The sequence below is a fragment of the Streptomyces avidinii genome (genome assembly GCF_045161815.1).
Lineage (GTDB): Bacteria > Actinomycetota > Actinomycetes > Streptomycetales > Streptomycetaceae > Streptomyces > Streptomyces avidinii.
The window spans coordinates 2577793-2603144 of record NZ_CP108863.1 but is presented as its reverse complement, the minus strand read 5'-3'; the positions used below and the strand labels follow the sequence as shown (position 1 = coordinate 2603144).

Below are 25352 nucleotides of genomic sequence, written 5' to 3'. Positions count from 1 at the left end.
AACGGGTCCTGCCCCCTCGGCGTACCCCTTACAGGGCATCCTCCTGGGGTTCGTCGTCCCGGTCGGCCACGAGTGCGGCCGGCAGCGGCAGCCCGTACTTTTCGCACAGGAAACGGGTCTGGCAGTACCTCTGGGCCTCGGAGGCCACCCTGCCGAGGACCGCGGCGTTCATGCCGGCGCCGATGAACGGCACCACCTTGGCGACGCTCGTGACCGAGACCTTGGAGCCGGCTGGGCTCAGATGCTGCATCAACTTCTCAAGCGCAGCGACGAGCTGGTGGTCGTTCCGGCGCTTGGCCGACCAGTTCTCGCGCCCCTTGAGCGCCTGCGCCGCCTGGGCGGTCTTGTGCAGCGGCTCGGCTTTGGTCGCCTGTGCGATGAAGGACCGGCACACCAGGCGTTGGATGAAGAGCTGCTCGTCGGGGTCCTTGGCGTCGTAGCCGTAGGAGTAGGCGATACGCGTGGCTGTCGATGCGCTCAGGACTTGGATGACGAGGATGTCCGCCGTCATCGCGGCAGGGATACCGGCGACGGGGACCATGGCCAGCGCGCCCATGGCACCCCCTTCGAAGGCTCCGGCAGTCCGCCACTTCAAGGTGTTGGCGGTCAACAGCCGGTCGCAGACCTTGAGGTCCTGCTCCCGCAGTTCGATGAAGGGTGGCGTCCTCCGTCCGGAGCGGCCCTACATCTCGTTCGGGGAGGCCGGAGGAACGGTGTCTCTGTGGGACGAGCCGGCAGGCAACGCGCTCCAGATGCCGGCCGAGCAGGTACGCCTCGTTCCGGCGGCGGACGGCCGGGTCCGCTGCACCTTCTCGTACGAGACCCTGCCGAAGGGCGGCTGACCTGCACCAGCCGGCGAACCCGCGCCTCGGCGCGGACCGGGGTCTGCGTCACGGTGCAAGGAACGGGCTTGGTACGCCGTGCCAGGAGACCCGCAGGACCTCGCGTGCGCGGGTACAGGCGACGAAAAGGAGACTCAACTCGCCTAGCAGGTCCTCCCGGTGCTGCTGAGCGTCCACTTCTGCGGGTGTCAGAGCCGAGGCCAGAGGGACGACGCTGTCGCTCACACCGGCGACAGCGACGAAACGGAACTCCAGTCCCTTCATACGGTGCATGGTCCCGATGCAGACGCCGTCACCGGACGCCTGAGCGGTGCCGAGGAGCCGAACGGGCAGATCGGCTTGCTCCAGCGCGTGCGCGATCTCCTTGCCCAGTTGCAGGTATCGAACGGCCACCCCGATCTCGCTCGGTTTCACGCCGTCGTTCGCCCACTGGGCGATGCACGATGCGAGGTCCGCGATCTCCTCGGCCCTGTCGGCGGATGCTCGCAGCTCGGGGTTTCCGCCGTTCAGTACGGACCGGTACCCCGCCAGCGATTCGGTCCCGCCGTCCATGTCGTCCGGGTTCTCCTTGCTGAGCAGGGACGTCGACCACTGCAGGATCTCGTGCGTGGTGCGGTAGTTGATCCGCAGACGATGGGACCGTCCGGTCACGTTCACGCCGAGGCTGCGCAGCGACACCTTGTTCCCGTAGATGCGCTGGTGCGTGTCGCCGGCGATGAACAGGTCGTCGGGCCCGGGCGCGACCGATGCCCTCAGCAGGCGCCACTGTGCCGGATGAAGATCCTGGGCCTCGTCGATCACGACATGGCGGAACGGGCGGTCTGCACGGGGTTCCAGCAGCCGGGCGGCCTCGGCGCACACCTGGAGGAAGGTCCACTCGCCGGCTTGGCGCAGTTCCCGCGTGAACCCTTCGACGGCACGCCAGACCTGGGCGCGCCGCAGCGGGCTCAGTGGGGTGCCCCGGCCGCTGCGTGACGCCTTGAGGTAGGCCTCGGGCGAGCGCAGGTCCTGGGCCAGGACGACCTGTCGCCATTCCTGGTCGAGGAAGACGTCGCTGTAGCCGAGCCCGAGTCTGCGGGCGAGGGCGTTCCAGCGGGAGTTGATCTCCTTTTGGCTGGTCAGAATGCTCAGTGGGCCGCCCCGGTCCTCGCGGACGAGCTGATTCGCGAGGGCGTCGACGTTGACGACACGGATCTTGGCGCGCAGCGTCTCGTCCGGGATCAGCAGTTCGAGCCCGTGTCGCAGGTCGGCTGCGAGATTCCTGGTGTAGGTCGTGAGCAGCACTGATTCGTCGGGTGCGTCGTCCGGCAACTGTTGTGCCAGATGGAGAGCGCGGTGCAGGGCGACCACGGTCTTGCCCGTGCCGGGGCCACCGGTCACTCGGGCAGGCCCGTTGTAGGAGGGGTGGTAGGCGATGCGCCGCTGACTGGGGTGCAGGAAGACCCGCCACGCGTCGAACGGCCGGGACAGGACGTCCAGCAGCTCTTCGGGACCGGAGAGCAGGGCGATACGCCCCTGCGAGCGGGCCATGGCGGCGGCGAGTTCGTCCTCGGCCGGGGTCTGCCGCGCCTCGGTGGCGGCGGCGCGCTCGGCGTGCACGGCCACGGACTCGCGCCAGACGTCCTCCGGGGTCAGCCCTGCGGCCAGGCCGGCGAGCACGTCGTACTGCTGCTCGGGAAGGATCTTGCGGAGCGCGTCGAGATGAGCCTCGGTGCTGAGGTTCCGTACGAGGGGCAGCAGATCGGGATCGATGCCGAGGCGGGTCAGTTCCTTGTCCGCGACATCGGTGAAGAGCCGGTTTTCCGCCGCGGTCGGGGCGTGGCGCACGTCGGCGGTGGCTTGCTCCAGGGCGATGTCGTCGCGCAGTTCGATGCCCTGGGTGGCAGAGTTCACCGTCGCCCGATGACTCAGAGCCCAGGCGATGGCGTCGTCGTGCGCCATGACCTTCAGGAGAAGGAAACTGTCTCCGGAGTCCGGTGCGAGAAGGACGCCGCGCATGAACTTGCTGATGCGGATGGTGCGGATCCGGGAGTCACGGGGGTTCTCCAGTTTTTCCAGGTGAAGCCCGGCATGGCGGTGCTCGCGGAACTTGTCGAAGACCTCGTGGACCCGCCTCTGGACGGGCTTCTCCAGCTTGGCGAACTCCAGGAGGAAGTCCTTGTGGATTCCCAGTGTCGCCATGTGTGCCCCCGGGTCGTGCGTATGCCGACGTTTCGACTGATCACCGTACGGTATGGGGCGACAATGGCGGCTCGGCGTCTAGGGTTTGGGAAGAGGACGGGCGTGCACGCTCAGGAGACCACGTTCAGCAAGCTGGTCCAGGGGGAGCAGCAGTTCCAGGTACCGCTCTACCAGCGCACCTACAGCTGGCAGCGCGACGAGCTGCAGCAGCTGTGGGGCGACGTGCAGGAGCTGGTCGAGGACCGGCAGGAAGGGCGTCCCGGCTCGGGTCACTTCCTCGGTTCGGTCGTGCTGGCGCCCGAGCGCGTCGCCGCGGGCGGGATGCAGCGCTGGCTCGTCGTCGATGGTCAGCAGCGGATGACCACCTTGATGCTCGCGTTCACGGCTCTGCGGGACCACCACCGTGCTCGGGGCTCGGTGAAGAAGGCCGCCCGTATCAACGACCTCATCCTGGTCAACACGTACCAGGAAAAGTACGACAGCTACCGGCTGCTGCCGACGCAGGCGGACCGTGAGGCGTACACGGCCTGCATCGACAGCCTCCCGAAGGCCGGCGGCGCCGGAAACGTGGGCGCTGCCTACCGCTTCTTCATCGCTGCCCTGGCCGACGGGACGGAGAGCGGTGGTGAGGCCTGGGCGGACGCGGTCGAGTCCGTCCTCGGCGACTGCCTCTCGATCGTTGCGATCACTGCCGCCGAGGGCGACAACGTCTACCGCATCTTCGAGTCCATCAACAACACCGGCGTGGGGCTCAGCCAGAGCGACCTGCTGCGCAACTACCTGTTCATGTGCCTGCCGAGCAGGGGCGAGGACGTCTACCGCAAGCGGTGGCTCCCGATGCAGGAGCTGCTCGGCCCCGCCCGTCTGGAGCTGCTGGTGTGGCTGGACCTCGTCGTCGGAGGGAACAGCCGGGCCCGGCAGAGCGAGATCTACCGGGACCAGAAGAAGCGCCTGGAGCCGCTGAGCGGGGACGAGGCGGCGCTGGAAGCCGAGATCGCCCGGTTCGCCCTGCGCGCCGGCCGCCTCATGCGGATCCTGGAGCCCGAGAGGGAAGGCGATCCCGGGCTGCGGGCGGTACTGGAGCGCCTGTCGCGCTGGGGCGGCCAGACCCACTACCCGCTGGCCCTGCACCTTCTGGACCTCGTGGACGAGGGCAGGACCCCGGCTTCGGAAGCGGCGGACGCGCTCGCGTTCGCGGAGAGCTACATGGTGCGGCGCCTCTTCGCGGGCCTGTCCACGACGGGCAGCAACCGGGTGTTCATGGAACTCCCCAAGGAACTGGACAAGGAAGGCTCTCCGGCCGAGGCGGTACACCGGTTCCTTTCGCGCCCCCGCACGGGCGCCCGTGTGTGGCCGGGCGACGACGCCGTTCGTGACGCCGTCCGCACCCGCCCCTTCTACAAGACCGGACGCAGCAACCAGCGCTTCCAGATCCTGCGCCGGCTGGAGGAGAGCTACGGATCGAGCGAGCCCGTCGACTACGACAAGGCGCCGCTCACCGTCGAACACGTCCTGCCCCAGAGCCCGGCCCAGCAGTGGTTCGACCTGCTGGCCGAGGAAGCCGCGGACGGCGAGAGCCCCCAGGAGATCCACAACCTGCTCGTGCACACCCTCGGCAACCTCACTCTTTCGGGTGAGAACGCGCGACTCTCCAACCACCCCTTCCACCGCAAGCAGGAGCTGCTCGACTCCAGTGCGCTGCGGATGAACCAGGAGATCGCCGCGCAGGAGCGCTGGGGCCGCAGGGAGATCCTCGCCAGGGCCGAGGAACTCGCCGACCGGGCCGTGGGGCTGTGGCCCGGGCCTCTGGACGGAGTCGTGCAGTCGGACGACGAATGGGCCGGCTGGCGGGAGTTGAGGGAGATCCTGCTCGCCGTGCCGGCCGGGACCTGGACGTCGTACGGTGAGCTCGCCTCCCTGATCGGTACCAGTGCCATCGCGGTCGGCAACCACATGTCGGCCAGGAAGGGCCTGCACTGCGCGTACCGCGTGCTGACCGCCGACGGCAGGATCGCGGGCGGGTTCCGGTGGACCGACGACCGGCACTCCGGAGACCCCAAGGTCGTCCTGGAGGCCGAGGGCGTGCCCTTCGACGAGAACGGTCGTGCCTCGAAGGCACACCGGCTGAGCAGCACAGACCTGGCCGTCCTGGTGGGCAGGGAACTGCCGGAGGAGACCCCGGCGGCGTCGGCCGCATCGCAGACCGGCGGCGACGAGGCCGGCACCCGCTTCGAAACGCTGCTGCGCGCGAACCAGACACCGGAGGTCGTCGAAGGCGTCCTGGCAGCACTCCGCTTCTGGGAGGAGCAGGGCGGCTACCAGGTCTACGGCAAGGCGACGGAGACCAGCTGCTTCCCCACCGTGGACGCGGGCCGGCCGGGCTCGCCGCGTGCTCTGTGGCCGATCGGCGTATACCCGGTGTCCGGGACGGCGGAGGTCGTCTTCCAGTACCTCAAGCGGCGCCCGCCGTTCGACGACGAGCCGCTGCGCCGCGCACTGATGGAGCGGTTCAACGCCATCGACGGCATCGACCTCGCCGAGGCCAAGCTCGACCTGCGTCCCTCCTTCCCGCTGGAGGTCTTCGCCACGCACACCGAGGAGATCCGTTCCGTAATGGAGTGGTTCATCCATGAGGTCGCCTTGGCGGAAGCCCGCCGCCCGATCGACGACGGCGACCCGGCGGTGTTCTGACAGGGGTGCCGCTCGGGCCGTCGCCACCTGGCCGCTTTCGGCCCTCCTCGGCTGACCCGCATCACCGCCTTCGACGTGCTGTGACGGGCCGGCCGCAGCCGGTGCACCGAAGTTCCACGAGTGTGGCCGGGCGGGCTTTCGTACGTGTTTGAATGACTGTGATTGACGTGAATCGCCCTGGCCGGGCGGTATGGAGGGGCGGAGACCCGATGACGACGCCGACCACCGACCTGGCGGGTGTGGCGCAGCGGGCGGTACGCCGCCGCGCCGACGCGCAGGACCACACCGCCGTACCCGAGATCAGCGATCTCGTCGAGGTGCGCGGGCAGCGCTGGGTCGTGGCCGACATCGATCACGGCACGGGTTCCGCGGCGATCAGCGCGCCCGGCACCCTCGTCACGCTCAACAGCGTCGAGGACGGCCGCTACAACGACACCCTCTCGGTCATCTGGGAGATCGAGCCCGGTCGCCGCCGCCTTTTCGCCGGCTCCCTTCCCGAGGTCACGGCGCACCGCTTCGACCCGCCGGAGCGCCTGGCCGCCTTCCTGGACGCCGTCCGGTGGTCGGCGGTCACCTCGGCCGACGTACGCACCCTCCAGGCGCCCTTCCGTTCGGGCGTCGCCGTAGAGCCGTACCAGCTCGAACCCGTCTCCCGGGCCGTGGCCGCGCCCCGCGTGAACCTGCTCCTCGCGGACGACGTCGGCCTCGGCAAGACCATCGAGGCGGGCCTGGTCGCGCTGGAGCTGATCCTCCGCAACCGCGCCCACAAGATCATGATCGTTTGTCCGGCCGGCCTCACCGTGAAGTGGCGCGACGAGATGGCCGAGAAGTTCGGCCTCGACTTCACGATCATCGACTCCGAGCGGGCCGCCGAGGTCCGCCGCACCCACGGCAGCGCCGCGAACCCCTTCAACATCCATCCGCGGTGCATCGTGAGCCTGCCCTGGCTGCGCGGCCCGAAGGCCCAGCGGCTGCTCGCCGAGGTGCTCCCCGCCCAGGACGCCGAGGCGATCGTCCCCGGCAAGCGGGCGTTCGACCTGCTCATCCTCGACGAGGCCCACCATGTGGCGCCCTCCGCGCCCAAGCAGTACTACCCCGTCGACTCCCAGCAGACGAAGCTGATCCGCCGACTCTCCCCGCACTTCGAGCACCGGCTCTTCCTGTCGGCGACCCCGCACAACGGCTACCAGCAGTCGTACACGGCCCTCCTGGAGATCATCGACAACCAGCGTTTCGCACGTGGCGTCGAGCCGGACCCGCAGGCCGTCGAGGACACCGTCGTCCGCCGCCTCAAGACCGACATCCGCGACCCGAAGACCGGCGAGCGGCGCTTCCTGGAACGCAGGACCACGTCGCTGTCCGTCGAGTACACCGAGGACGAGCGCCGCATCCACGCCCTGCTCAAGGAGTACGCCCAGCTCCGCCGGGCCAAGCTCGGCACCCGCTTCAAGGGCGGCCGCAAGGCGGCCGACCTGGTCACCCTGCTGCTCAAGAAGCGGCTGTTCTCCTCGCCCGACGCCTTCGCCCGCACCATCGAGGTCTACCTGGAGACGCTCCGGACCAAGAAGCAGCAGGCGGCCGAGAAGGTCGAGGACTGGCAGGAGACCTTCTTCGACGACTACGCGGACTACGACGACGAGCCCCTCGCCGAGGCAGAGGACGACGCCATCGCCCGAGCCACCACCCTCCAGCCCGGCACCGACGGCGACGAGTCGGCCCTGCTGGAGCAGATGCGCGACTGGGCCCAGCGCCACCAGGCGCAGGCCGACTCCAAGGCGCGCGAACTCATCACCTACCTCAAGGCCAACTGCCGGGCCGAGGGCGGGCACTGGCTCAACGAGCGCGTGGTCGTCTTCACCGAGTACCGCGACACCCAGATCTGGCTCCAGAACCTGCTGCGCGACCACGGCCTCGGCGGCGACCGCGTCGCCCTCCTGCACGGCGGTCTGAACACCGAGGACCGCGAGCAGCTGCGCCTGGCCTTCCAGGCCGAGCCCGCCGAGAACCCCGTACGCATCCTGCTGGCCACCGACGCGGCCAGCGAGGGCATCGACCTGCAGCGGCACTGCCACCGGCTGGTCAACTACGACATCCCGTTCAACCCCAACAAGCTCGAACAGCGCATCGGCCGCATCGACCGCTACGGCCAGCTCATCGCCCCCGAGGTCGTGCACTTCGTCGGCAGTGGCTACGAGAAGAGCACCGACACCTACGAGGCCGACCTCGAATTCCTGGCCCGGGTCGCGGTGAAGGTGGCCCGCATGGAAGAGGACCTCGGCAGGGTCAACGCCGTCCTCGCCGACGCCGTGCAGCGCCGGATGACCGGTGACCTCGGCACCGACTTCGACGTGGAACGCGCCGAGGTCTACGCCGGCCGCAAGGCCAGGAAGGGCGGCGGGAACGTCGCCGCCGAGCGCGACGCCCAGGCCCAGGCCCAGCGTCTGAGCGAGCAGGTCGCGGGTACGGTGGCCGCCCTCGGTATCACCCCCGAACGGATCGCCCGCGTGGTCTCCACCGCGCTGCCGCTCGCCCGCCAGCAGGACATCCGGCCCGTCCTCGACGACAAGGACGGGGCCGAGGGCTTCTACGAGGTCCCCACCCTCACCGGTTCCTGGGAGCGGGCCACCCACGGCCTCGCCGACAAACTGCGCCCCGAGATCCGGCGCCCGGTCACCTTCGAGGCGGCCAACCTCAAGGACAGCCACGGCAAGGAACGCGACGACGTCGTCCTCGCCCACCTCGGGCACCCCCTTGTCTCCATGTCCACCCGGCTGCTGCGCGCCGCCGTGTGGAACAAGGAGCAGATCGACCTCGCCCGCGTCAGCGCCGTGATCAGCGACCACCCGGAGCTGGAGACCACCCTCGTCGGCGCCTTCGCCCGGTTCGTCCTCATCGGCGCCGACGGCGTGCGGCTGCACGAGGAGGTCCTCCAGGCGGGCGGCTGGCTCCGCGCGGCGGAAGGCGCCGGCCAGCCCCGTTTCAGTCGGCTGGAGAAGACCACCACGGTCCGCGACATCCTCGACGACGCCTTCGCCGACCACGCCACCCAGGCCGCCCCGGTCCTGCGCGGCAGGCTCGCCGACGCCTGGCCGCACGTCAGCGAGGGTCTGGTCTCGGCCCTGGAATGGCGGGCCCGCAACCGCCAGACCGCACTGGAGACCCGCCTGGAGACTCGGCGCCGCGTCGAGGCCGAGCGGATCACCGCCCAGATCGACCGCTTCCGCGAGTCCCTGCGCCGGGCCATCGGCAACCCCGCGGAGCAGGAGGAGGAAGGCCAGCTGGAGCTGGCCTTCGACGAGGTCGAGCAGCAGCGCCGGGACCGGGAGAACTGGGAACAGCGCCGGGACGCCCTGGAGAGCGAGAAGCAACGCGAGCTCGCCGCCATCGCCGCCCGGTACGACCGGCCCAAGGCCCTGCTGTTCCCCGTCGCCGTCGTCTTCGTCGTTCCCCGCCGGGAGGCCGTGAAGTGAGCACCACCCACCGTACGAACACGGGCCGCGGACGGACCCGGAGCGGCGCCCCCGCCCCCGACGGCCGGCAGGACCACCTGGACTGGCTCAGCCTGGTCGACGTGTCCGGACCCTTCCTGACCCTGCCCGTCCTGCTCAAGATCTGGCCGCAGCTCGACTCGATCGACAAGCCGCTTCGGGCCCGGCTGCGCTACGAGCACGGGGTCTGGCAGTCCGACCCGGCGGGCGGGCAGCGGGCCTGGACGGACTTCGTCCTGAACGAGCTCCTGGGCTGGGGCGACGCGCTGCGCGAGGGCACGGAGCTCTCCGAGGCGCTCGCGGTGGACGTCCCCGAGCACGACGAGCGGATCGCCCCCACCTTCGCCCTGCTCGAACCGGGCAGCACCGCCGAGGACACGGCAGGCCTGGTCGCGGACTGCGCCATCCTCGGCATGACCGTCCCCGCGGGCCGGCACCCGTCCCAGCGCATCCCCGGCTCGGCCTGGGCGGCGACCCCCGTCGACCGCATGGCACATTTGTGCCGCCACCACGGGGTGGAGCTCGGGCTGGTGACGGACGGCCGCTGGTGGACCCTGGTATGGGCGCCGCGCGGCGGGGTCACCACGTCGGCGCTCTTCGACACGGTCGCCTGGACCGAGCCGGTCGAGCGGGTCGTCGTACGCGCCTTCCTGTCGCTGCTCAGCCGACGCCGCTTCTTCGGGGTCGAGGACGCCGAGACGCTGCTGCCGCTGCTCAAGGAGTCCCTGGACAGCCAGGAGGACGTCACCGACGCCCTCGGCGTGCAGGTCCGCCAGGCCGTCGAACTGCTGGTGGAGGCCATCGGCCGCGCCGACGTCACCGAGCGCGCGCGGGGCGGCAACGGCCTGGCCGACGTACCGGCCCAGGACGTCTACCGGGGTGCCGTCGCCGTCATGATGCGGGTCGTCTTCCTCCTCTTCGCCGAGGAGCGCGGGCTGCTGCCGAGCGACAACGAGCTGTACGTACAGGCCTATTCGGCCGGTCGGCTGTGCCAGGAGCTGGAGGACCGGGCCCGGGAGACCACCGAGGACGACCTGGAACAGACCGGGGTGGGCTGGCACCGGCTCATCGCGCTGTTCAACGCCGTGTACGGGGGAGTGGACCACCCGGCGCTGCGGATGCACGCGTACGACGGCTCGATCTTCGACCCGAACTCCTTCCCGTGGCTGGAGGGCCGGGGCACGGCGGACGGCGACCCGACGGACCCGCTGCCCATCGACGACCGCACGGTCCTGCACATGCTCCAGTCGGTGCAGCACGTCTGGATCGGCACGGGCAAGAAGAGGGAGCGGCGTCGGCTGACCTTCCGGACGCTGGACGTCGAGCAGATCGGCTACGTGTACGAGGGCCTCCTCTCGTACCAGGGCCGCCGGGCCGAGGACACCATCGTGGGCCTCGTCGGCAAGGCGGGCCTGGAGGCGGAGGTGCTGCTGACCCGGCTGGAGTCCCTGGCCCGTACGGAGGGCGAGGGGCTTGGGGCGGCACTGGCGGAGGAGTACAACAAGGCGACGGGGCTGGGGAGTCCGGCCAAGGTAACGAAGCTGCTGGAGCCGCTGAGTGACGTGGAGCGCGCCGCGGCACGGAGCAAGCTGCTGGCCGCGACGGGCAGCGACGCCGAACTGACAGACCGGCTGCTCCCGTTCTACCGGCTGATCCGCCGCGACCTGCGGGACCTGCCGGTGGTGATCGACGCGGGCGGGCTGTACGTGACGGAGTCCTCGCTCCGGAAGAACACGGGCACGCACTACACCCCGAAGTCCCTGGCCCAGCAGGTCGCGGACGGCGCGCTGGAGCCGTTGGTCTACGAGTACGGCCCCCTCCAGACGGCGGACCGGACCCAGTGGCGGCCGAAGTCCTCGACGGACATCCTGAAGCTGAAGGTCGCGGACATCGCGATGGGCTCGGCGGCGTTCCTGGTGGCGGCGTGCCGTTACCTGGCGGGCGCGTTGGTGGAGGCGTGGAGCCGCGAGGGCGACGCGCGTGCGCTGGCATACCTGGAGGCGGCGGACTCGCTGTCGGCGTCGGCGGTGGAGGCCGAGGCCGAGCCGGTGATGGTGGAGGCGCGTCGGCAGATCATCGAACACTGCCTGTACGGCGTGGACATCAACCCGATGGCCGTGGAGATGGCGAAGCTGTCGCTGTGGCTGGTCTCGATGGACCGGGATCGTCCCTTTACGTTCCTGGACGACAGGCTTGTGGCGGGCGATTCGCTGTTGGGCGTCACGTCGGTGGAGCAGCTGGAGGCCATGCACCTGGATCCGGTGCGGGGGCGGCGCATTCACGGCGACGGCATCGACTTCACGGGTGGCGTGCGGCGGGTCATTGCGGAGGTCGCGGAGGAGCGGCGGAAGCTGGCCGGCATCCCGGGGACGGGTTTGGAGGAGCTGGAGCGGAAGCGCGCCATGCTGGCGTCGGTGCGGGAGAAGACCCGCCAGGCGAGCGTCTTCGCGGACCTGGTGGTGGGCGCGGCGCTGGCCGGTGCGGGGCGGGCCGAGAAGGATCAGGACCAGCTGTCGTTCGCTGCGGTGACGGCGGCGCACGCGGTGTCCGACGCGGGGGACGACGAGGAACTGGCGGCCGCCGAGCTGCGGCGGGCCGAGACGCTGGCGCGGGGGTGGCTGGCGACTGGGAAGCCGACGGGGGCGTTCGAGCGCGAGCCGGTGCATTTGCCGCTGGTGTTCCCGGAGGTCTGGGACGAGCGGAGCGGTTTCGATGCGGTGGTCGGAAATCCGCCGTTCCTTGGTGGAAAGAAGCTTACGGGTGCGCTCGGGGAGGCATACCGAGAATACTTGGTTGGTGAGCTTGGGCGCGGTGCCCGGGGCAGCGCGGACCTAGTGGCGTATTTCTTGCTTCGGGTTCATGGGTTGCTCAACGAGAGTGGCCAGACGGGGCTGATCGCCACGAATACGCTTGCCCAGGGTGACAGCAGGGAGGTCGGACTCGATCAGATAGTGGCCGACGGCGTGACGATCCGGCAGTCGGTGAAGAGTGCGCCGTGGCCGTCTCGCAGCGCAGCGTTGGAGTACTGCGCGGTCTGGACGAGTTGGGCGGAGGTCGATGAAGCTGGCGAGCGCATCGCGGACGGAGAGGCAGTAAAGAAGATCACTACCGCTCTTGACGCTGCAACGAGAGTGACGGGTGCAGCGTGGCGTCTAGCGGAGAATCAAGGCGTCGCATTCCAGGGTGCGATCGTCCTGGGACTGGGGTTCACCCTGGACCCCGACGCAGCGCAGAACCTGATTGCGCGAGACGAGATCAACCGCGACGTGCTGTCCCCGTATCTCAGTGGCCAGGATCTCAACTCGCGCCCAGACGCCTCTGCCAGTCGATGGGTGATCAATTTCTATGACTGGAGCGAGGAGAAGTCTCGGCAGTACAAGGATGTCTTTGAGATCGTTGAGCGGGAAGTCAAGGGAGAGAGGCAGCGCCGCAAGCCTGATGGTTCATTTGTGCTGCGGAATCCCCTTCCGCAGCGATATTGGCACTACGCTGACAAGCGGCCGGGGCTTGGAAGGGCGATTTCTGGTCTCGACCGAGTGCTGGTGATTGCGCGCGTCAGCGACACTCTCATGCCGGTTTTCGTTTCGAACGGCCAGGTGTTTCACGAGAAGCTCGTGGTGATCGCCAGGGATTCGGGGGCGTTTCTAGCCTTCATGTCGAGTGCCATGCACTACTGGTGGGCAGATCGCCAGAAAACAACCCATGGTGGGGCAGGCACAGCTACCTACGCGCCAGAGCGCTGCTTTGAGACTCTTCCGCAACCTCAAGGAATTGAGGATCTGGCACACCTCGGCGACGTCTTGGCTGCTCGCCGCGCAACTGTGATGTCTGAACGCCGCGTAGGCCTTACCGCCATGTATAACCTGGTCCATGACGCGAGCTGTACGGATGCGGACATCGCCGAGCTTCGCGAGATTCATCGTGCTATCGACGAGGAGGTTGTCCGCGCCTACAGCTGGGACGACCTCCTGAGTCAGCCTGGCGGACTTGACCACGGTTTTCATGACACACGGCAGGGGCCCCGCTACACGGTCGGCCCGGTCGTCCGGCAGGAGATTCTCGACCGGCTTCTCGAAGAGAACCAGCGGCGTTACGCGGCCGAAGTTGCCGCCGGTCTGCATGACAAGAAGGGTGCCAAGAAGAAGGTGGCGGCCCCCGCCCAGCGGAAGTCGAAGCCTCCGGAAGAGGAGCCGCCGAGCCTGTTCTGAGTGTGAGGGTGGGGAAACGGTGGGCCGGTCAGCGCCAGTGGCGTGCCGGTCCGCCGCCGGCGTTCCGGTCGCGGGCCACCTTGATCGCGACCCACGGGCCCAGAACGAAGACGTTCCCGTCCTCGAACTCCAGCCGTTTCCGCCGCCCCCGCAACTCCCTTACATCCCGCACCCGGTGCGGGATGCCACCCACGGCGATCACATCCCCTCGCCGCACCCCGTCGGGCATGACCTCCAAGGTCTGCATCACGCGCTGCATGTCCGGACCTCCTACCGCCGAGGCCCAAGGCTTCGTTTGTTGGCCTCGCGGACCTTAGCCAGGAGCGCCTCGTGGCATGCGACGCCGGCTGTGGCGTCTTCGGTCGAGTCGGACTCCTCCTCCGGATCGGGCGCTGACTCCTCGGTCACTGGGCGCACTTCCTCAGGGCCGCCGCCAACTTCCACGCCACATCGGCCCGGCAGCACCCGAGTTCCACCAGAGGCGACAGGTAGTCGCTCGTCAGGGACACCAGATCGACCCCGAGTGACGGCAGCACCACATCCACCCCCGCCAACGCCTCGCGCAGCTCGTCCCGTGCCGCTTCCGCCTCTTGCGCCTTCTCCGCCGAGCGCCCGCGCCTGCCCGCATCCATGTCCGCTTGCCTCCTTGCCGATCACTGTCTTTCAGCGATGAGCATGGAGGCGTAGCGCTACGCTCACCAGGGGTAACGGTTTTCGGAGCATCGGAACGAAAACGGGAGTCGCCTGTGCCCGCCCCGAAGGAACTCGACCCGAGCGCCTCCCTCGCCGCGCTCTACGGTGCGAAGCTGCGCAAGCTCCGCATCCGCGCGGGGCTCACGCAGCGGCAGCTCGGCGACAAGGTTCCCATCGCTCACAGTCGGATCGCCCAGTTCGAGCTGGGCAACGACACACCTCCCGAGGACGTCAACGGCAAGTTGGACGGGCTGCTCAATGCCGACGGCGATCTGGTCGACCTGTGGGGTCACATCAAGCGGACGCCGTACCCCGACTGGGCGCAGAAGTTCATGGCCTACGAGGCAAGGGCGTGCGCCATGCACAAGTACATGGCGCACAGCGTGCCTGGTCTCCTGCAGACCGAGGCCTATGCCCGCGAACTGCTCAGGCTCGGCCTGCCTTGGTGTACAGGGGCGGAGGTGGAGGAGAAGGTGGCCGCGCGGATGGAGCGACAGGCACTCCTCCGGAGCAAGCAGCCGCCTTTGCTGTGGGTCGTACTCGACGAAGCGGTGATCCGTCGGCCAGTGGGTGGAGGGACGGTCATGAGGGACCAGCTGGCCCGAGTTGCCGAGGCAGCGATGACTCCGCGAATCGAGATCCAGGTGCTGCCGTTCGCTGCGGGCGGTCACTCGGCAATGGGAGGTTCTCTCACCGTGCTGTCGTTCGAGAACGGGCCTGACGTGGCCTATCTGGAAGCCGGTCACTCCGGTGAACTGGTGGAGGACAGGGCCATGGTGGCGCAGCACTCGTATCGTTACGATCTTGTGCATGCCCAGGGGCTGTCGCCCGAGGCATCAACCGCCTTGATTCGGAAGGCGATGAAGGAGTTCGGATCATGAGTGCCGCACGGATAGACACGTTGATCCTGTCTTGGCGCAAGAGCACGTACAGCGATGGGGGCGGCGGTGACTGCGTCGAGGTCGCTGACCACATCCCCGGTGCCGTCCCCGTCCGGGACAGCAAGACGCCCTCCGGTCCCGTGATCTTGGTCGGGAACGCCGCCTGGAGCGCCTTCGTGCAGCACGTCCGAGAGGTGTAGAGCCGCCCGCCTCCGGGGCGCGGATTCCTGGACCCCGGTGCGGCGTGTCGCCCTTCAAAGGAACGGGAGAGAACCCACCCAACCAAACCCGGGCGCCAACTCCCGTCGCCACACGATCGGGTGAAGGGCGCGACACGCACCCTGACCGGTGGGGTACGGTCGGCCGCAACAACCCCATACACGCAGACGGCCCCCGACAGGACTGCAATCCTGGCGAGGGCCTGACCGATCCGGAAGAGTGAAGCTTCCCGATGGCTGATCCGCAGTCTAACGCGGTCGCGCCCGCGCGCCCCGTGAATCCGATCCCCGCAGACGCCCCCAGCGCTGGCGTGATCCACTTCCGTCACCGCCACACCGACCGGTTCACAGTCGTCGGCAACCACCTGGCCCAGCATCCGCAGCTGTCCGCCGTTGCGATCGGGCTCGCCGTCTACATCCAGTCCGTTCCGGATGGGGTGAGCATCACGGCCAAGGCCCTCACCCTCCGGTTCCGTGAAGGCGAGATCACCATCCGCCGCGCCCTCAACGAGCTTGAGGTAGCCGGATATCTGGAGCGTCGGAGGATTCCGCTCGGTGGCGGCCGCTTCGCGACCCGCACCCTCGCCTATGACAAGCCCGGTTGCGCAGCAATGCCGTCAGCTGTGCCAGCTCCGCAACAACCGGCCGCGCTGCACACCGAACCCGAGCCCGTCCCACCCGCCGCCACAGGACCGGCAGCGGACCTCCTGGCCCGGCTGCGGACGGTCGACGCCCGCCTGATCCTCTCGGTGCGTGACGTCCAGCGGCTGACGCCCGCCGTCGAGGAGTGGCTATCTCGGCATGCGACCCCCGAGCAGATCACTCGTACCCTCACAGCCAACCTGCCGCCCGCGCCGGTCCCCATCCACCACCCGCCCCGCTTCCTGGAGCACCGGCTCACCACCCTCCTGCCGCCGCCCCTCCCGGTGTCCGCGCCCGAGCCGCACCGCCCACGGCCCGCGCCCCTCATCACGTGCGACGAATGCGAACGTGCCTTCCGCAGCCACGTCCCCGACGCCCTGTGCGCGGACTGTGGTCCCAGGAAGGACAACCCGTCCGTCGCGTGAGGAACCGCTACGGCTCCTGACGGATGTGCACTTTGGCCTGGTCAGGGGGCACAAGAGGGGTGATCATGGAGTGACTGTCAGTGGGGGACCGTAACGTCGAGCGAGTCAGTCACCGACCGTGGCCCGCCTGCCCCCGTCTCTGGAGTGTCGCCCGACCATGACATCCTCCGCTCCTTACGCCTCCACCTCCCTGGCCGATCTCCTGCCCGCCGTGCGCTACGCCGATCCGCAACTGCTCGCCGCCCGGCTGGAGGACGTACGGCTGCCGCTCGGCTGGTGGCACACAACCCAGTTGATGGAGATCGAGCGCGTCATCGGAGCCGAGGCGCTCAGCCACCAGGTGGCGCAGGCTCTCCGGGCCCTGTGGCCTCACGTGGAGCTCGGGGACGTGATCCCCGTACTGCGGCTGCTCGGTAGCCCGGGAGTCGAGCCGGGGAAGACGGTGGCGCAGGTCGCTCGGGAGGCAGGGCCCGGGGTGGTGGACGGAGACCGGGTACTTGCGGAGGTGTTCGGCTCGATCCTCGACCGGTTGCACCAGCGCGGCGTACCTCGGGAGGAGAGCGAGGGGACGTGCGTACGGGATGCCGTGGCAGTGATCGCCCGGTGGTTGCCGGCGGAGGCACCGGCCGAGGTACGTGCGGCGCTCGCCGTGCTCCGCGGGTTGGAGGAGCAACCCGCGGACGGGCCGTCGCCGGTGCCGGTCCCCGAGTCCGTCGAGGACCAGACAGGGGATCAGTCTGAGGCCGTAGAACTTCCGGCGCCGCGTGAAGCCTTCGAGGACCACGACTCGACCGAAGACGCCGAAGAGCCGCACGTCGGCGATGCGAGCCCGCCGCCCGTCCCCGGGCTGATGGCCGAGCCGCTCGCCGCCTTCGTGCGGCTGGTCACCGACTGGGACGAGCGTGCCCTGGTGATCGCCGGGCAGCGGACGTTCACCGACGAGCCGATGAAGCTCCAGTACCTGGGTGAGCGGTTCTCCGTCAGCCGGGAAAGGGTGCGGCAGTTGGAGCGCACCGTCATGGGCTCCGTCCGGCGGTGGCTTTCAGCCGACGAGGACGGACGGGCCTTCGCCGGGCACCTGGCCGCCGTGGCCGAACGGCTCGGCACCGTGGGCCAGGTGGCCGAGGTGCACGCACTGCACCCGGACCACGCCCGCCCCGTGGAAGCGATGGGCGTGCCGCTCGGTGACATCGTGGCGCGGCTGCTGCCCGGCGGGACGCTCGTCGGGAGCTGGATCGTGCAGGGCGACGCGGCCGCACTGAGGGCCGTCATGCAGGAGGAACTGCTCGCCGCCTGCGGGGACACCCCGTTGGCCTGGGACGAGGCGGTGGCCCTCGGGCTGCGCTACGGAGTCCGCGGCGAGGTGCTCGCCGACTGGGCGGCCGACCTCGGACGGTTCCAGGTGCGGGACGGACGGCTGCTGTACTGGGGGCGTTCGCTCAACGACCGGGCCGCCGCCGTGCTCGCCCTGCACGGCAAGCCGATGTCCATGGAGGACATCCACGCGCAGCTCGCCGACGGCACCGCCATCAACAGCATGCGCAACCAGATCTGGACCGACGAGCGATTCCTCCGGGTCGACCGCAACCTGTACGGTCTGCGCGCGTGGGGCGGCGAGGAGTACCTCGGAATCCGGGAGATGATCGCCCGCGAGATCGCCAACGCGGGCGGGGAGGCCGAGGTGAACGCGATCGCCGAGGCCATCAGCTCCCGCTTCGACGTTTCGGCCGCATCGGTCCGCACCAACCTCGCCGGACCCGGCTTCGCCCGCACCCGTCGTGGCTGGGTCCGCGTCGCCGATGAGACGAGCGAGCAGGACGCGCCGTACGTGCCGCGCAACGACGTCGCCGGCACGCGACGCTGTTTCGTCGGAGCCGACGGACGCTGGTGGTACCGGGCGGAAATGACCGCCGACCACCTGCGTGGCTCGGGCTTCCCGGTGCCCGCCGGCTGGGCCGCCCATGTCGGTGCCGCCCCCCAGCGCGAACCGGTCCAGCTGCGTCACGAGGCCGGGGAGACGTCCCTGACCTGGCGTGCCCAGCCCACTTTCGGCTCGGTGAAGCCCCTGCTGGAGCACATCGGGGCGAGCGTCGGCGACCAGGTCTTCTTCAACGTGACCGACGGCCACCTCAACGCACTGCGGCTGCCCGCACCTCCGGACGGACTCAGCCCCGAGACGGGGGCCGCCCGGCTCACCGGCTGGACGGCCGCAGTGACCCCGGCGGAGGCGGCGGAGGTGATCGCGCGGCGCATCGGCATGGACCCCGGCCAGGAAGGTCCCGCTCTGCTGGAGCGGCTGGCCGAGCGCGGGGACAAGGACATCGCCGAACTGCTCGAACGGGCCCTGTCCGGGGCGGTACCGGCATTCTGATGTCAGCCGTGCTCGCTAGCATCGGGATCACGACCGGCTGTCACGGTCCGGGCGGCGTCGGCCGCGCTGTGGGGAGGGGCCCGCGAGGGCACCGCGCGAGGGACGAAAGAGGGATGCACTGATGGCGACGGGCAAAACCGCCGAAGGGTCGGGGAGCGGGAGCGGCACTCTGGAGGAGGACCTCCTCCAACGGGTCCGCGAGGTGGCGCAGGACTTCGTGCCGGCATCCTCGTACGAGATCCGGGACGACCTGGGCGAGCTCATCAGCCGGGACCTGCTCGGCCCGTGGGACGGACCGGACGAGGAGTTCGACCACCGGGCGGCCGGTCCCCGCGACCGGTACCTCGTCGGGCGGATCGGTCCGAAGCGTGCCCTGAGCACCACCCTCGCCGCCGCCGACGAGCAGCTTCTCGACGACTCCGACGGAGAGGGCGACGGCACCGACCAGGGGCTTCCGGAGCGGCTCACCACCCAGAACGCGGGGCGCATGTGGGCCTCGTCGATGGGCCTGATGTTCGCCGTCCCGGCGGCGGACCATGCGGCTGCGGTCACCGTGCGGGTCCGATGGGGGCAGTACCACCGGTCGCAGGTCCTGGGCGACGACGGCGTCGCGCGTGCCACATGGACCCGGGAGCAGGTGGAGAAGCTCGTCACCGTCCCGGTCGACGGCGCGCCCCGTCAGGTCCTGCCGCTCACCGCCGACCAGGAGGACGCCCCCGGCGTGCGGCTGGTCGCGGAAGTACGCAACCGGCCGGGTGCCGCGGGACCCAGCCGTGTCGTCGAGCTGTCGCTCGTCAACGCGCAGGACGAACCCCAGCAGGCCAAGGACGCGGCCTGGCTGTTTCAGACCGAGCTGCACGTCACCGCCACCGACGGCAAGGCGCCGGTCTTCCTGCCGATCTCCGATCCGCTGGCCGAGGCCGAGGAGGCCGCCCAGGACGCCCTCGGTGCGGCCGACCTGGAGGAGCAGCACCTGACGCTGCTCTACCGCAACCACCTGAAGCACGCGGCGGGCCGCAACGTGGCCGTGGCGGTCACCATCGACAAGGGGGAGCGCAGGGCCCACGCCCTCACGACCACCTGGCTGCCGATCCACGACGTCCCGGCGACGATCGCCCCGTCCGGCGCGAACGCGCAGCACCTCGACGGCATCGAGCTGTCCATGGACGAGCTCGCCGTGCTCCCTCCGGCCGCGCTGAGCGACGCCCTGGCTCCGCTCGCCGACGGATACAGCGCCTGGCTCGACGAGCGGGAGGCACAGGCGGAGCAGCTGACCGGGGCGCTGCGCACCAGTGCTCTCGACGCGGTGGGACAAGCCCGTGACGTCGCGGTCCGGATCGCTCTCGGCGTGGACGCCCTCTCGAACCCCGAACACCCCGAGGTGCTGGAGGCGTTCCGCTTCGCCAACCGGGCGATGGCCCTGCAGCGGCGCCACACCGCCATCGCGGCGCTGCGGGAGCGGGAGGGCATCGCGTTCCAGGAGGCCAAGAAGCGCATCGACGCCGAGGGCCCGGCAGCCGCATCGTGGCGCCCGTTCCAGCTGGCCTTCGTCCTCCTCAACCTCCGGGCGCTCGCCGACCCGACGCTGAAGGAGCGCGAGGCGGGCCCGGACGGCATCGTCGACCTGCTGTTCTTCCCGACCGGTGGCGGCAAGACCGAGGCCTACCTCGGGCTCGCGGCCTTCACGTTCGCCATCCGCCGGCTCCAGGGGACGATCGGCACCGGGGAGGACGCCCGCAGCGGCGAGGCCGGAGTCGCCGTGCTGATGCGATACACCCTGCGGCTGCTGACCGCCCAGCAGTTCCAGCGTGCGGCGGCGCTGGTCTGCGCGGCCGAAGTGCTGCGCCGCGAGGCCTACGACGGCGGCGACGTGCGCTGGGGGACGACCCCCTTCCGGATCGGCCTCTGGGTGGGCGGTGCGGTCTCCCCGAACGGGTTCGACGAGGCCCAGAAGCAGATCGCCGAGGCCAAGGACGCCGGAGACGGCAAGGGCGCGAAGGTGCTCCAGACGCTGGCCTGCCCCTGGTGCGGCTCCGCCCTGAGCGCCCAGCGCGACCTGCACGCCGACGACGACCTGCGCCGCATCCTGCTCTACTGCCCCAACGGCGAGGGCAAGCAGGCCTGTCCGTTCTCGCAGCGCCGCTCACCGGGTGAGGGACTGCCCATCCTGACGGTGGACGAGGAGATCTACCGGCTGGCCCCCAGCCTGCTGATCGCCACCGTCGACAAGCTGGCGCAGCTGCCCTGGCGCGGCCAGGCGGGCATGCTGTTCGGGCGGGTCACCGACCTCTGTCCGAGGCACGGCTACCGGCACGCGGACCTCGACACCCGGATCAAGTGCGGGGACAAGCACCAGGCCAAGGGCAAGCACGCGGCCGTGAAGAGCAAGCCGGTGACGCGGCTGCGCCCGCCGGACCTGATCATCCAGGACGAACTCCACCTGATCTCGGGTGCGCTGGGCACCACGGTCGGCCTGTTCGAGGCGGCGGTGGACGAGCTGTGCGGCTGGTCGGCGCAGGACGCCTACGGCACCACCGTCCGGGTCGGACCCAAGATCGTGGCATCGACGGCGACGACCAAGCGGTCGGCGGACCAGATCAGCGGTGTCTTCGCGCGGAAATCGGCGATCTTCCCGCCGCAGGTCATCGACATCGGCGACACCTTCTTCTCCCAGCAGGTCGAGGTCTCGAAGGAAGCGCCTGGGCGGCGCTACCTGGGCATCTGCGCCCACGGCGTGCGTATGAAGCAGGCCGAGATCAGGGTCGCCGAGATCCTGTTCCTGGCCGGCCAGACCCTCTTCGACCGGCACGGCAAGCCCGCCGACCCGTACATGACGCTGGTCGGCTACTTCAACGCCACGCGGGAACTCGCCGGGATGCGGCGCTTCCTCGACGACGACATCGCCACCCGCGTACGGATCCACGGAACCCGCAAGGGTCTGTCGAACCGCCTCCTGCGCCGTACGGAGATGCTGTCCGTCCAGGAGCTGACCTCGCGCATCTCCTCCGCGGACATCACGGAGGTGCTGGCCCGCCTGGAGGTGTCCTTCGACGAGTCCATGGACACGACCGTGCGCCGGCAGGCGGTCGCCGACGAACTGCGTGAGGCCGGACAGCACAAGCAGCGCATCGACTTCTCGAAGCTCGGACTGCGCAACGAGGGCACGGGAGCGGTCGACGCGGTGATCGCGACGTCGATGCTCCAGGTGGGGGTCGACGTCTCCCGTTTCGGCCTCATGATGGTCGTCGGCCAGCCCAAGAACACGGCCGAGTACATCCAGGCGTCCTCGCGTGTGGGCCGTGACGCCCAGCGCCCGGGGCTGGTCGTGGCGCTCTACAACTGGACGCGGCCACGGGACCTGGCGCACTTCGAGAACTTCGGGCACTACCACGCCACCTTCTACCGGCAGGTCGAAGCCCTCTCCGTCACCCCGTTCGCCCGCCGGTCCCTGGACCGGACGACGGCGGCGGCCTGGATCGCCGCCGTGCGCAACGCGACCACGCCCCACTCCCGCAACCACGACGCCTACGACATCGACCTCGACGGCCCGGTCGCGCAGCAGGTCACCGAACGCTTCCTGGCCCGCGCCGAGACCGTCGGCGGGCCGCGCGCCCGCAAGTACCTCGGGGAGCGCATCGAGGTCCTCAAGGACGCCTGGGCGCGCAAGAAGCAGGGCTCCGCCCGCCTCGGATACGAGGAGGCGGCATGGCAGGGCCAGCGGCTCAGCGGACTGCTCAACCGGGCCACCGGCGCCACCTGGGACGAGCTCACCGTCGCCCAGTCGATGCGCGAGACGGAGAACGAGATCAACCTGCTGGTGCCGGGGGCCGGGCTCTACGACGTGGTCGGAGGGGCGCCCGCGTGGAGCTACGCGCCCGGGGCGGGCCAGGCCGGTTCCGACGGTGAGGACTCGCCCGAGGGAGACGAAACGGGCGCCGTACTGGACGGCAAGGCCGCCACGGCAGGCCGTCAGGGGAAGAAGGCTTGAGCATGACGGACAAGACACAGCACCGGCGCCGGGTCGGATCCGTACGCCCCAGCCACCTGATGTACACGGGCGGTGTGGGCGCCCTGGTCGACCTGCCCAACTTCGCCGTCCTGGTGCGGGGGATCGACGACTGGCAGTACGACGCGTTCGAATGGGCGGACCTGAAGGAGCCGCGGCTGCTGCGGGCCGTCAACGGCCTGATAGGCGACCCGTACGGCGCCCAGGTCACCCAACTGCGGCCGGCACCCTGGATGGACGGCACGGACAACGACCCCACCGGGCCAGCGTCCCGCGTCGGCGTCCCGGTCCTGCCCTTCCCCCAGTGGCTGCGCTGCACCGCCTGCAACGCCCTCGGCGGCCTCGACTCGAAGATCTTCAAGTTCGAGAACGCCAAGCCCCGGCGTCCCGACCAGGCGCGCTTCTTCCACGACAACTGCACCGCCAAGCGCAAGGGCAAGCGCCCGCTCGCCGTTGCAGCGCGCTTCGTCCTGGTCTGCCAGGCCGGACACCTGGACGACTTCCCGTACGCGTCGTTCGTCCACCGCGGCGGGGAGTGCGCCGAGGCCAGCCACCCGCGGCTGGAGATGCTCGACCACGGCGGCAACCAGGCGGCCAACGTGAAGGTGCGCTGCGTGAACTGCAGCAGCGAGCGCAACATCCGCGACGCCATGGGACAGCGCGGCGAGATCACCCTGCCGCACTGCCGGGGCCGCCACCCCCACCTGGCGACCTTCGACACGGCAGGCTGCAAGCAGCGGCCCAAGCCGCTCGTCATCGGCGCCTCGAACCAGTGGTTCGCGCAGACGCTCAGCGTCCTGGCGGTGCCGCCGACCAGCGGCAGCGCCCTGCAGGGCAAGGTGGAACAGCTCTGGGAGCACCTGCAGAAGGCGAAGTCGCAGGAGTCCCTCGACATGGTCTGGGAGCTCCCGCAGTTCAAGCCGCTGCACCAGTGGAGCCAGCCCGAGGTGTTCGCAGCCATCGAGGCGCACCGGGCCGCGGCCGCGGAACCCCAGTCCTCGGAGGCCGCCTCGTACCCGGACCTGCTCACGCCCGAATGGGAGATCTTCACCAGTCCGCAGCTTCCGGAACCGAGCGAGGACTTCGCGCTGCGCGACGTTCCGGTGCCGCCGGCCCTCGACGGGGTGTTCTCCCATGTCGTCCAGGCGGAGCGGCTGCGGGAGGTGAGGGCGTTGATCGGTTTCACCCGGCTCGACGCCCCGGACCCCGAAGACCCCACCCTGGTGGCCCGCGCACCCCTATCCCGCAGCCGCGTCCCTGCCTGGGTGCCGGCCAGCGAAGTGCGCGGCGAGGGCATCTTCCTGCGGGTCTCGGACGAGCTGATGGCCGACTGGGAGCAGCGGGTGGCCGGCACCGCGGCGCTCGCGGCGCACCGGGACGCCTACGTCGAATTCCGCCGCAACCGCTACTCGGGCCGCGTCGAGGACACCGACGACCCGCTGCGCGGCTGGCCCGGAGCCCGGTACATCGCGCTCCACACGCTGTCGCACCTGCTGATCCGGGCCATCTCGCTGGAATGCGGCTACTCCTCGGCGAGCCTCTCCGAGCGGATCTACGCAGGCCGCGAGGACGACCGGCGCACCGGCATCCTGATCTACACCGCGGTCCCCGACGCCGAAGGGACCTTGGGCGGCCTGGTCGCCCTGGCCGAACCGGAGAAGTTCAGCAGGGTCGTCCGGCGCGCCCTCCACGACGCCGAGCGGTGCTCCTCCGACCCGCTGTGTGCGGACAGGCTGCCCCGGCCTCCGCACGAGGACTTCCTGCACGGCGCCGCATGCCACGTATGCCTGTTCGTGTCGGAGACGACCTGTGAGCGTGGCAACCGCTTCCTGGACCGACGGTTCATAGTCCCCATCGACGACCCGGACCTCGTGCTCCTCCAGGGCCTCAAATGAGATGGGCACGGCTGCTCAAAGCTGCCGCGGAGGCAGAGGCGGCCGCAGGAGTCCTCGCGCTGGGCGCACTGGCCGACGGCATAGCAGCCGGACAGCCCCGTGCCGCGCTGCTCACGGTCCGGTCGGCCTACGTCTACACGGAGGCCGCGGTTGCCGTGCTCGATGCGATGGACGCGGACGGCCTGTCCCGGGAGGAAGCCGCGGCCTGCCTGCACGGGCTGGCCGCCGGCTACGCGCAGCGCGACCGGGAGCAAGAAGTCTCACTCGTGTGGAGCGGCCCCTCCTCCCACCGGGTGCCCGTACGGTCGACGGACCGGGCGCTCCTCGGGCTGATCGCCGAGGCACGCACAGAGCTGATCCTGATGACCTATTCGGCACGGCGGTACCCGCCCCTGACACAGGCATTGCAGGACGCTGCGGCCCGGGGCGTCGGCCTGGACATCGTCGTCGAGACGCTGCAAGGCGCGGGCAGCGCCCTTTCCGGGGACGAGCCGGCGAGCGCCTTCACCGATGTGCCGGGAGCGCGCCTATGGCACTGGCCCCTGGACAGGAGGGCGGAGCCCGGGGCCAAGACGCACGCGAAGCTGGCCGTGGCCGACCGGCAGACGCTGCTGACCACCAGCGCCAACTTCACGCAGTCCGGAGTGGACCGCAACATCGAGGCCGGAACACTCATCAGAGGGGGCTCCGCGCCTGCGCGGGCCGCGGAGCACGTGTCGGAACTCCAGCGCACGGGCGTCCTCCAGCGCTTCTGGTGACGTCACCCCCGGGGCCGGACCCGAAAAGGACCGATGCGAATCGGCCAAGTACT

At 69.9% G+C, this 25352-nt stretch carries 15 protein-coding genes; 11 read left to right on the top strand and 4 right to left on the bottom strand.

Annotation, left to right across the window (positions count from 1 at the left end; translation table 11 throughout):
- Positions 1–28 precede the first annotated feature (28 nt).
- Entirely contained in the window at positions 29–646 is a 618-nt protein-coding gene (locus OG373_RS11180) for an EcsC family protein (RefSeq protein ID WP_405444024.1), read from the bottom strand.
- Between the two features lie 67 nt (positions 647–713).
- Between OG373_RS11180 and OG373_RS11175 the strand changes: the two genes are divergently transcribed.
- Positions 714–842, top strand: coding sequence for a hypothetical protein (locus tag OG373_RS11175; protein ID WP_405437882.1), 129 nt, complete (start codon positions 714–716; stop codon positions 840–842).
- Positions 843–890: 48 nt separating this feature from the next.
- Here OG373_RS11175 and OG373_RS11170 read toward each other — a convergent pair whose 3' ends face one another.
- Positions 891–3023 carry a UvrD-helicase domain-containing protein gene (locus OG373_RS11170; protein WP_405437880.1) on the bottom strand — a complete coding sequence of 711 codons (2133 nt, stop codon included), beginning with the start codon at positions 3021–3023 and terminating at the stop codon, positions 891–893.
- A gap of 102 nt (positions 3024–3125) precedes the next feature.
- Here OG373_RS11170 and OG373_RS11165 point away from each other — a divergent pair, with 102 nt between their 5' ends.
- The 3 genes from OG373_RS11165 (at position 3126) to OG373_RS11155 (ending at position 13410) form a co-directional block, all read left to right on the top strand.
- Positions 3126–5714 carry a DUF262 domain-containing protein gene (locus tag OG373_RS11165; protein ID WP_405437878.1) on the top strand — a complete coding sequence of 863 codons (2589 nt, stop codon included), beginning with the start codon at positions 3126–3128 and terminating at the stop codon, positions 5712–5714.
- A 209-nt stretch (positions 5715–5923) separates the two neighbouring features.
- Positions 5924–9184 carry a DISARM system SNF2-like helicase DrmD gene (gene drmD, locus OG373_RS11160; RefSeq protein WP_405437876.1) on the top strand — a complete coding sequence of 1087 codons (3261 nt, stop codon included), beginning with the start codon at positions 5924–5926 and terminating at the stop codon, positions 9182–9184.
- Positions 9181–13410, top strand: a complete 4230-nt coding sequence (locus tag OG373_RS11155; protein ID WP_405437873.1) for an Eco57I restriction-modification methylase domain-containing protein — start codon at positions 9181–9183, stop codon at positions 13408–13410. Before drmD ends, OG373_RS11155 begins: the two co-directional genes overlap by 4 nt.
- Positions 13411–13438: 28 nt before the next feature.
- Here OG373_RS11155 and OG373_RS11150 read toward each other — a convergent pair whose 3' ends face one another.
- Together OG373_RS11150 and OG373_RS11145 are read right to left on the bottom strand one after the other, a co-directional pair.
- Entirely contained in the window at positions 13439–13669 is a 231-nt protein-coding gene (locus tag OG373_RS11150; protein WP_405437871.1) for a hypothetical protein, read from the bottom strand.
- Positions 13670–13814: 145 nt separating this feature from the next.
- Positions 13815–14042, bottom strand: coding sequence for a hypothetical protein (locus tag OG373_RS11145; protein ID WP_398562999.1), 228 nt, complete (start codon positions 14040–14042; stop codon positions 13815–13817).
- Between the two features lie 114 nt (positions 14043–14156).
- Between OG373_RS11145 and OG373_RS11140 the strand changes: the two genes are divergently transcribed.
- The 7 genes from OG373_RS11140 (at position 14157) to drmC (ending at position 25299) form a co-directional block, all read left to right on the top strand.
- Positions 14157–14984 carry a Scr1 family TA system antitoxin-like transcriptional regulator gene (locus OG373_RS11140; RefSeq protein WP_405437869.1) on the top strand — a complete coding sequence of 276 codons (828 nt, stop codon included), beginning with the start codon at positions 14157–14159 and terminating at the stop codon, positions 14982–14984.
- Positions 14981–15184, top strand: coding sequence for a DUF397 domain-containing protein (locus OG373_RS11135; protein WP_405437868.1), 204 nt, complete (start codon positions 14981–14983; stop codon positions 15182–15184). The genes OG373_RS11140 and OG373_RS11135 overlap by 4 nt, the downstream gene beginning before the upstream one ends.
- Before the next feature lie 329 nt (positions 15185–15513).
- On the top strand, positions 15514–16269 hold the full coding sequence (locus tag OG373_RS11130) for a hypothetical protein (RefSeq protein WP_405437867.1): 756 nt from the start codon (positions 15514–15516) through the stop codon (positions 16267–16269).
- 157 nt (positions 16270–16426) lie between these two features.
- Positions 16427–18640, top strand: coding sequence for a hypothetical protein (locus OG373_RS11125; protein ID WP_405437866.1), 2214 nt, complete (start codon positions 16427–16429; stop codon positions 18638–18640).
- Positions 18641–18761: 121 nt separating this feature from the next.
- On the top strand, positions 18762–22628 hold the full coding sequence (drmA, locus tag OG373_RS11120) for a DISARM system helicase DrmA (RefSeq protein WP_405437864.1): 3867 nt from the start codon (positions 18762–18764) through the stop codon (positions 22626–22628).
- A 2-nt stretch (positions 22629–22630) separates the two neighbouring features.
- The gene (gene drmB / locus OG373_RS11115) at positions 22631–24541 is read left to right on the top strand and encodes a DrmB family protein (protein WP_405437862.1); all 1911 of its coding nucleotides are present in this window, start codon (positions 22631–22633) and stop codon (positions 24539–24541) included.
- Positions 24538–25299, top strand: coding sequence for a DISARM system phospholipase D-like protein DrmC (gene drmC / locus OG373_RS11110; protein ID WP_405437860.1), 762 nt, complete (start codon positions 24538–24540; stop codon positions 25297–25299). Before drmB ends, drmC begins: the two co-directional genes overlap by 4 nt.
- Positions 25300–25352: the final 53 nt, after the last annotated feature.

Bases quoted from the DNA above. Each gene is read 5' to 3' on its own strand.
- OG373_RS11170 (WP_405437880.1), bottom strand. From the start codon at position 3,023: ATGGCGACACTGGGAATCCACAAGGACTTCCTCCTGGAGTTCGCCAAG.
- drmD (WP_405437876.1), top strand. From the start codon at position 5,924: ATGACGACGCCGACCACCGACCTGGCGGGTGTGGCGCAGCGGGCGGTA.
- OG373_RS11150 (WP_405437871.1), bottom strand. From the start codon at position 13,669: ATGCAGCGCGTGATGCAGACCTTGGAGGTCATGCCCGACGGGGTGCGG.
- OG373_RS11145 (WP_398562999.1), bottom strand. From the start codon at position 14,042: ATGGATGCGGGCAGGCGCGGGCGCTCGGCGGAGAAGGCGCAAGAGGCG.
- OG373_RS11135 (WP_405437868.1), top strand. From the start codon at position 14,981: ATGAGTGCCGCACGGATAGACACGTTGATCCTGTCTTGGCGCAAGAGC.
- OG373_RS11125 (WP_405437866.1), top strand. From the start codon at position 16,427: ATGACATCCTCCGCTCCTTACGCCTCCACCTCCCTGGCCGATCTCCTG.
- drmA (WP_405437864.1), top strand. From the start codon at position 18,762: ATGGCGACGGGCAAAACCGCCGAAGGGTCGGGGAGCGGGAGCGGCACT.
- drmB (WP_405437862.1), top strand. From the start codon at position 22,631: ATGACGGACAAGACACAGCACCGGCGCCGGGTCGGATCCGTACGCCCC.
- drmC (WP_405437860.1), top strand. From the start codon at position 24,538: ATGAGATGGGCACGGCTGCTCAAAGCTGCCGCGGAGGCAGAGGCGGCC.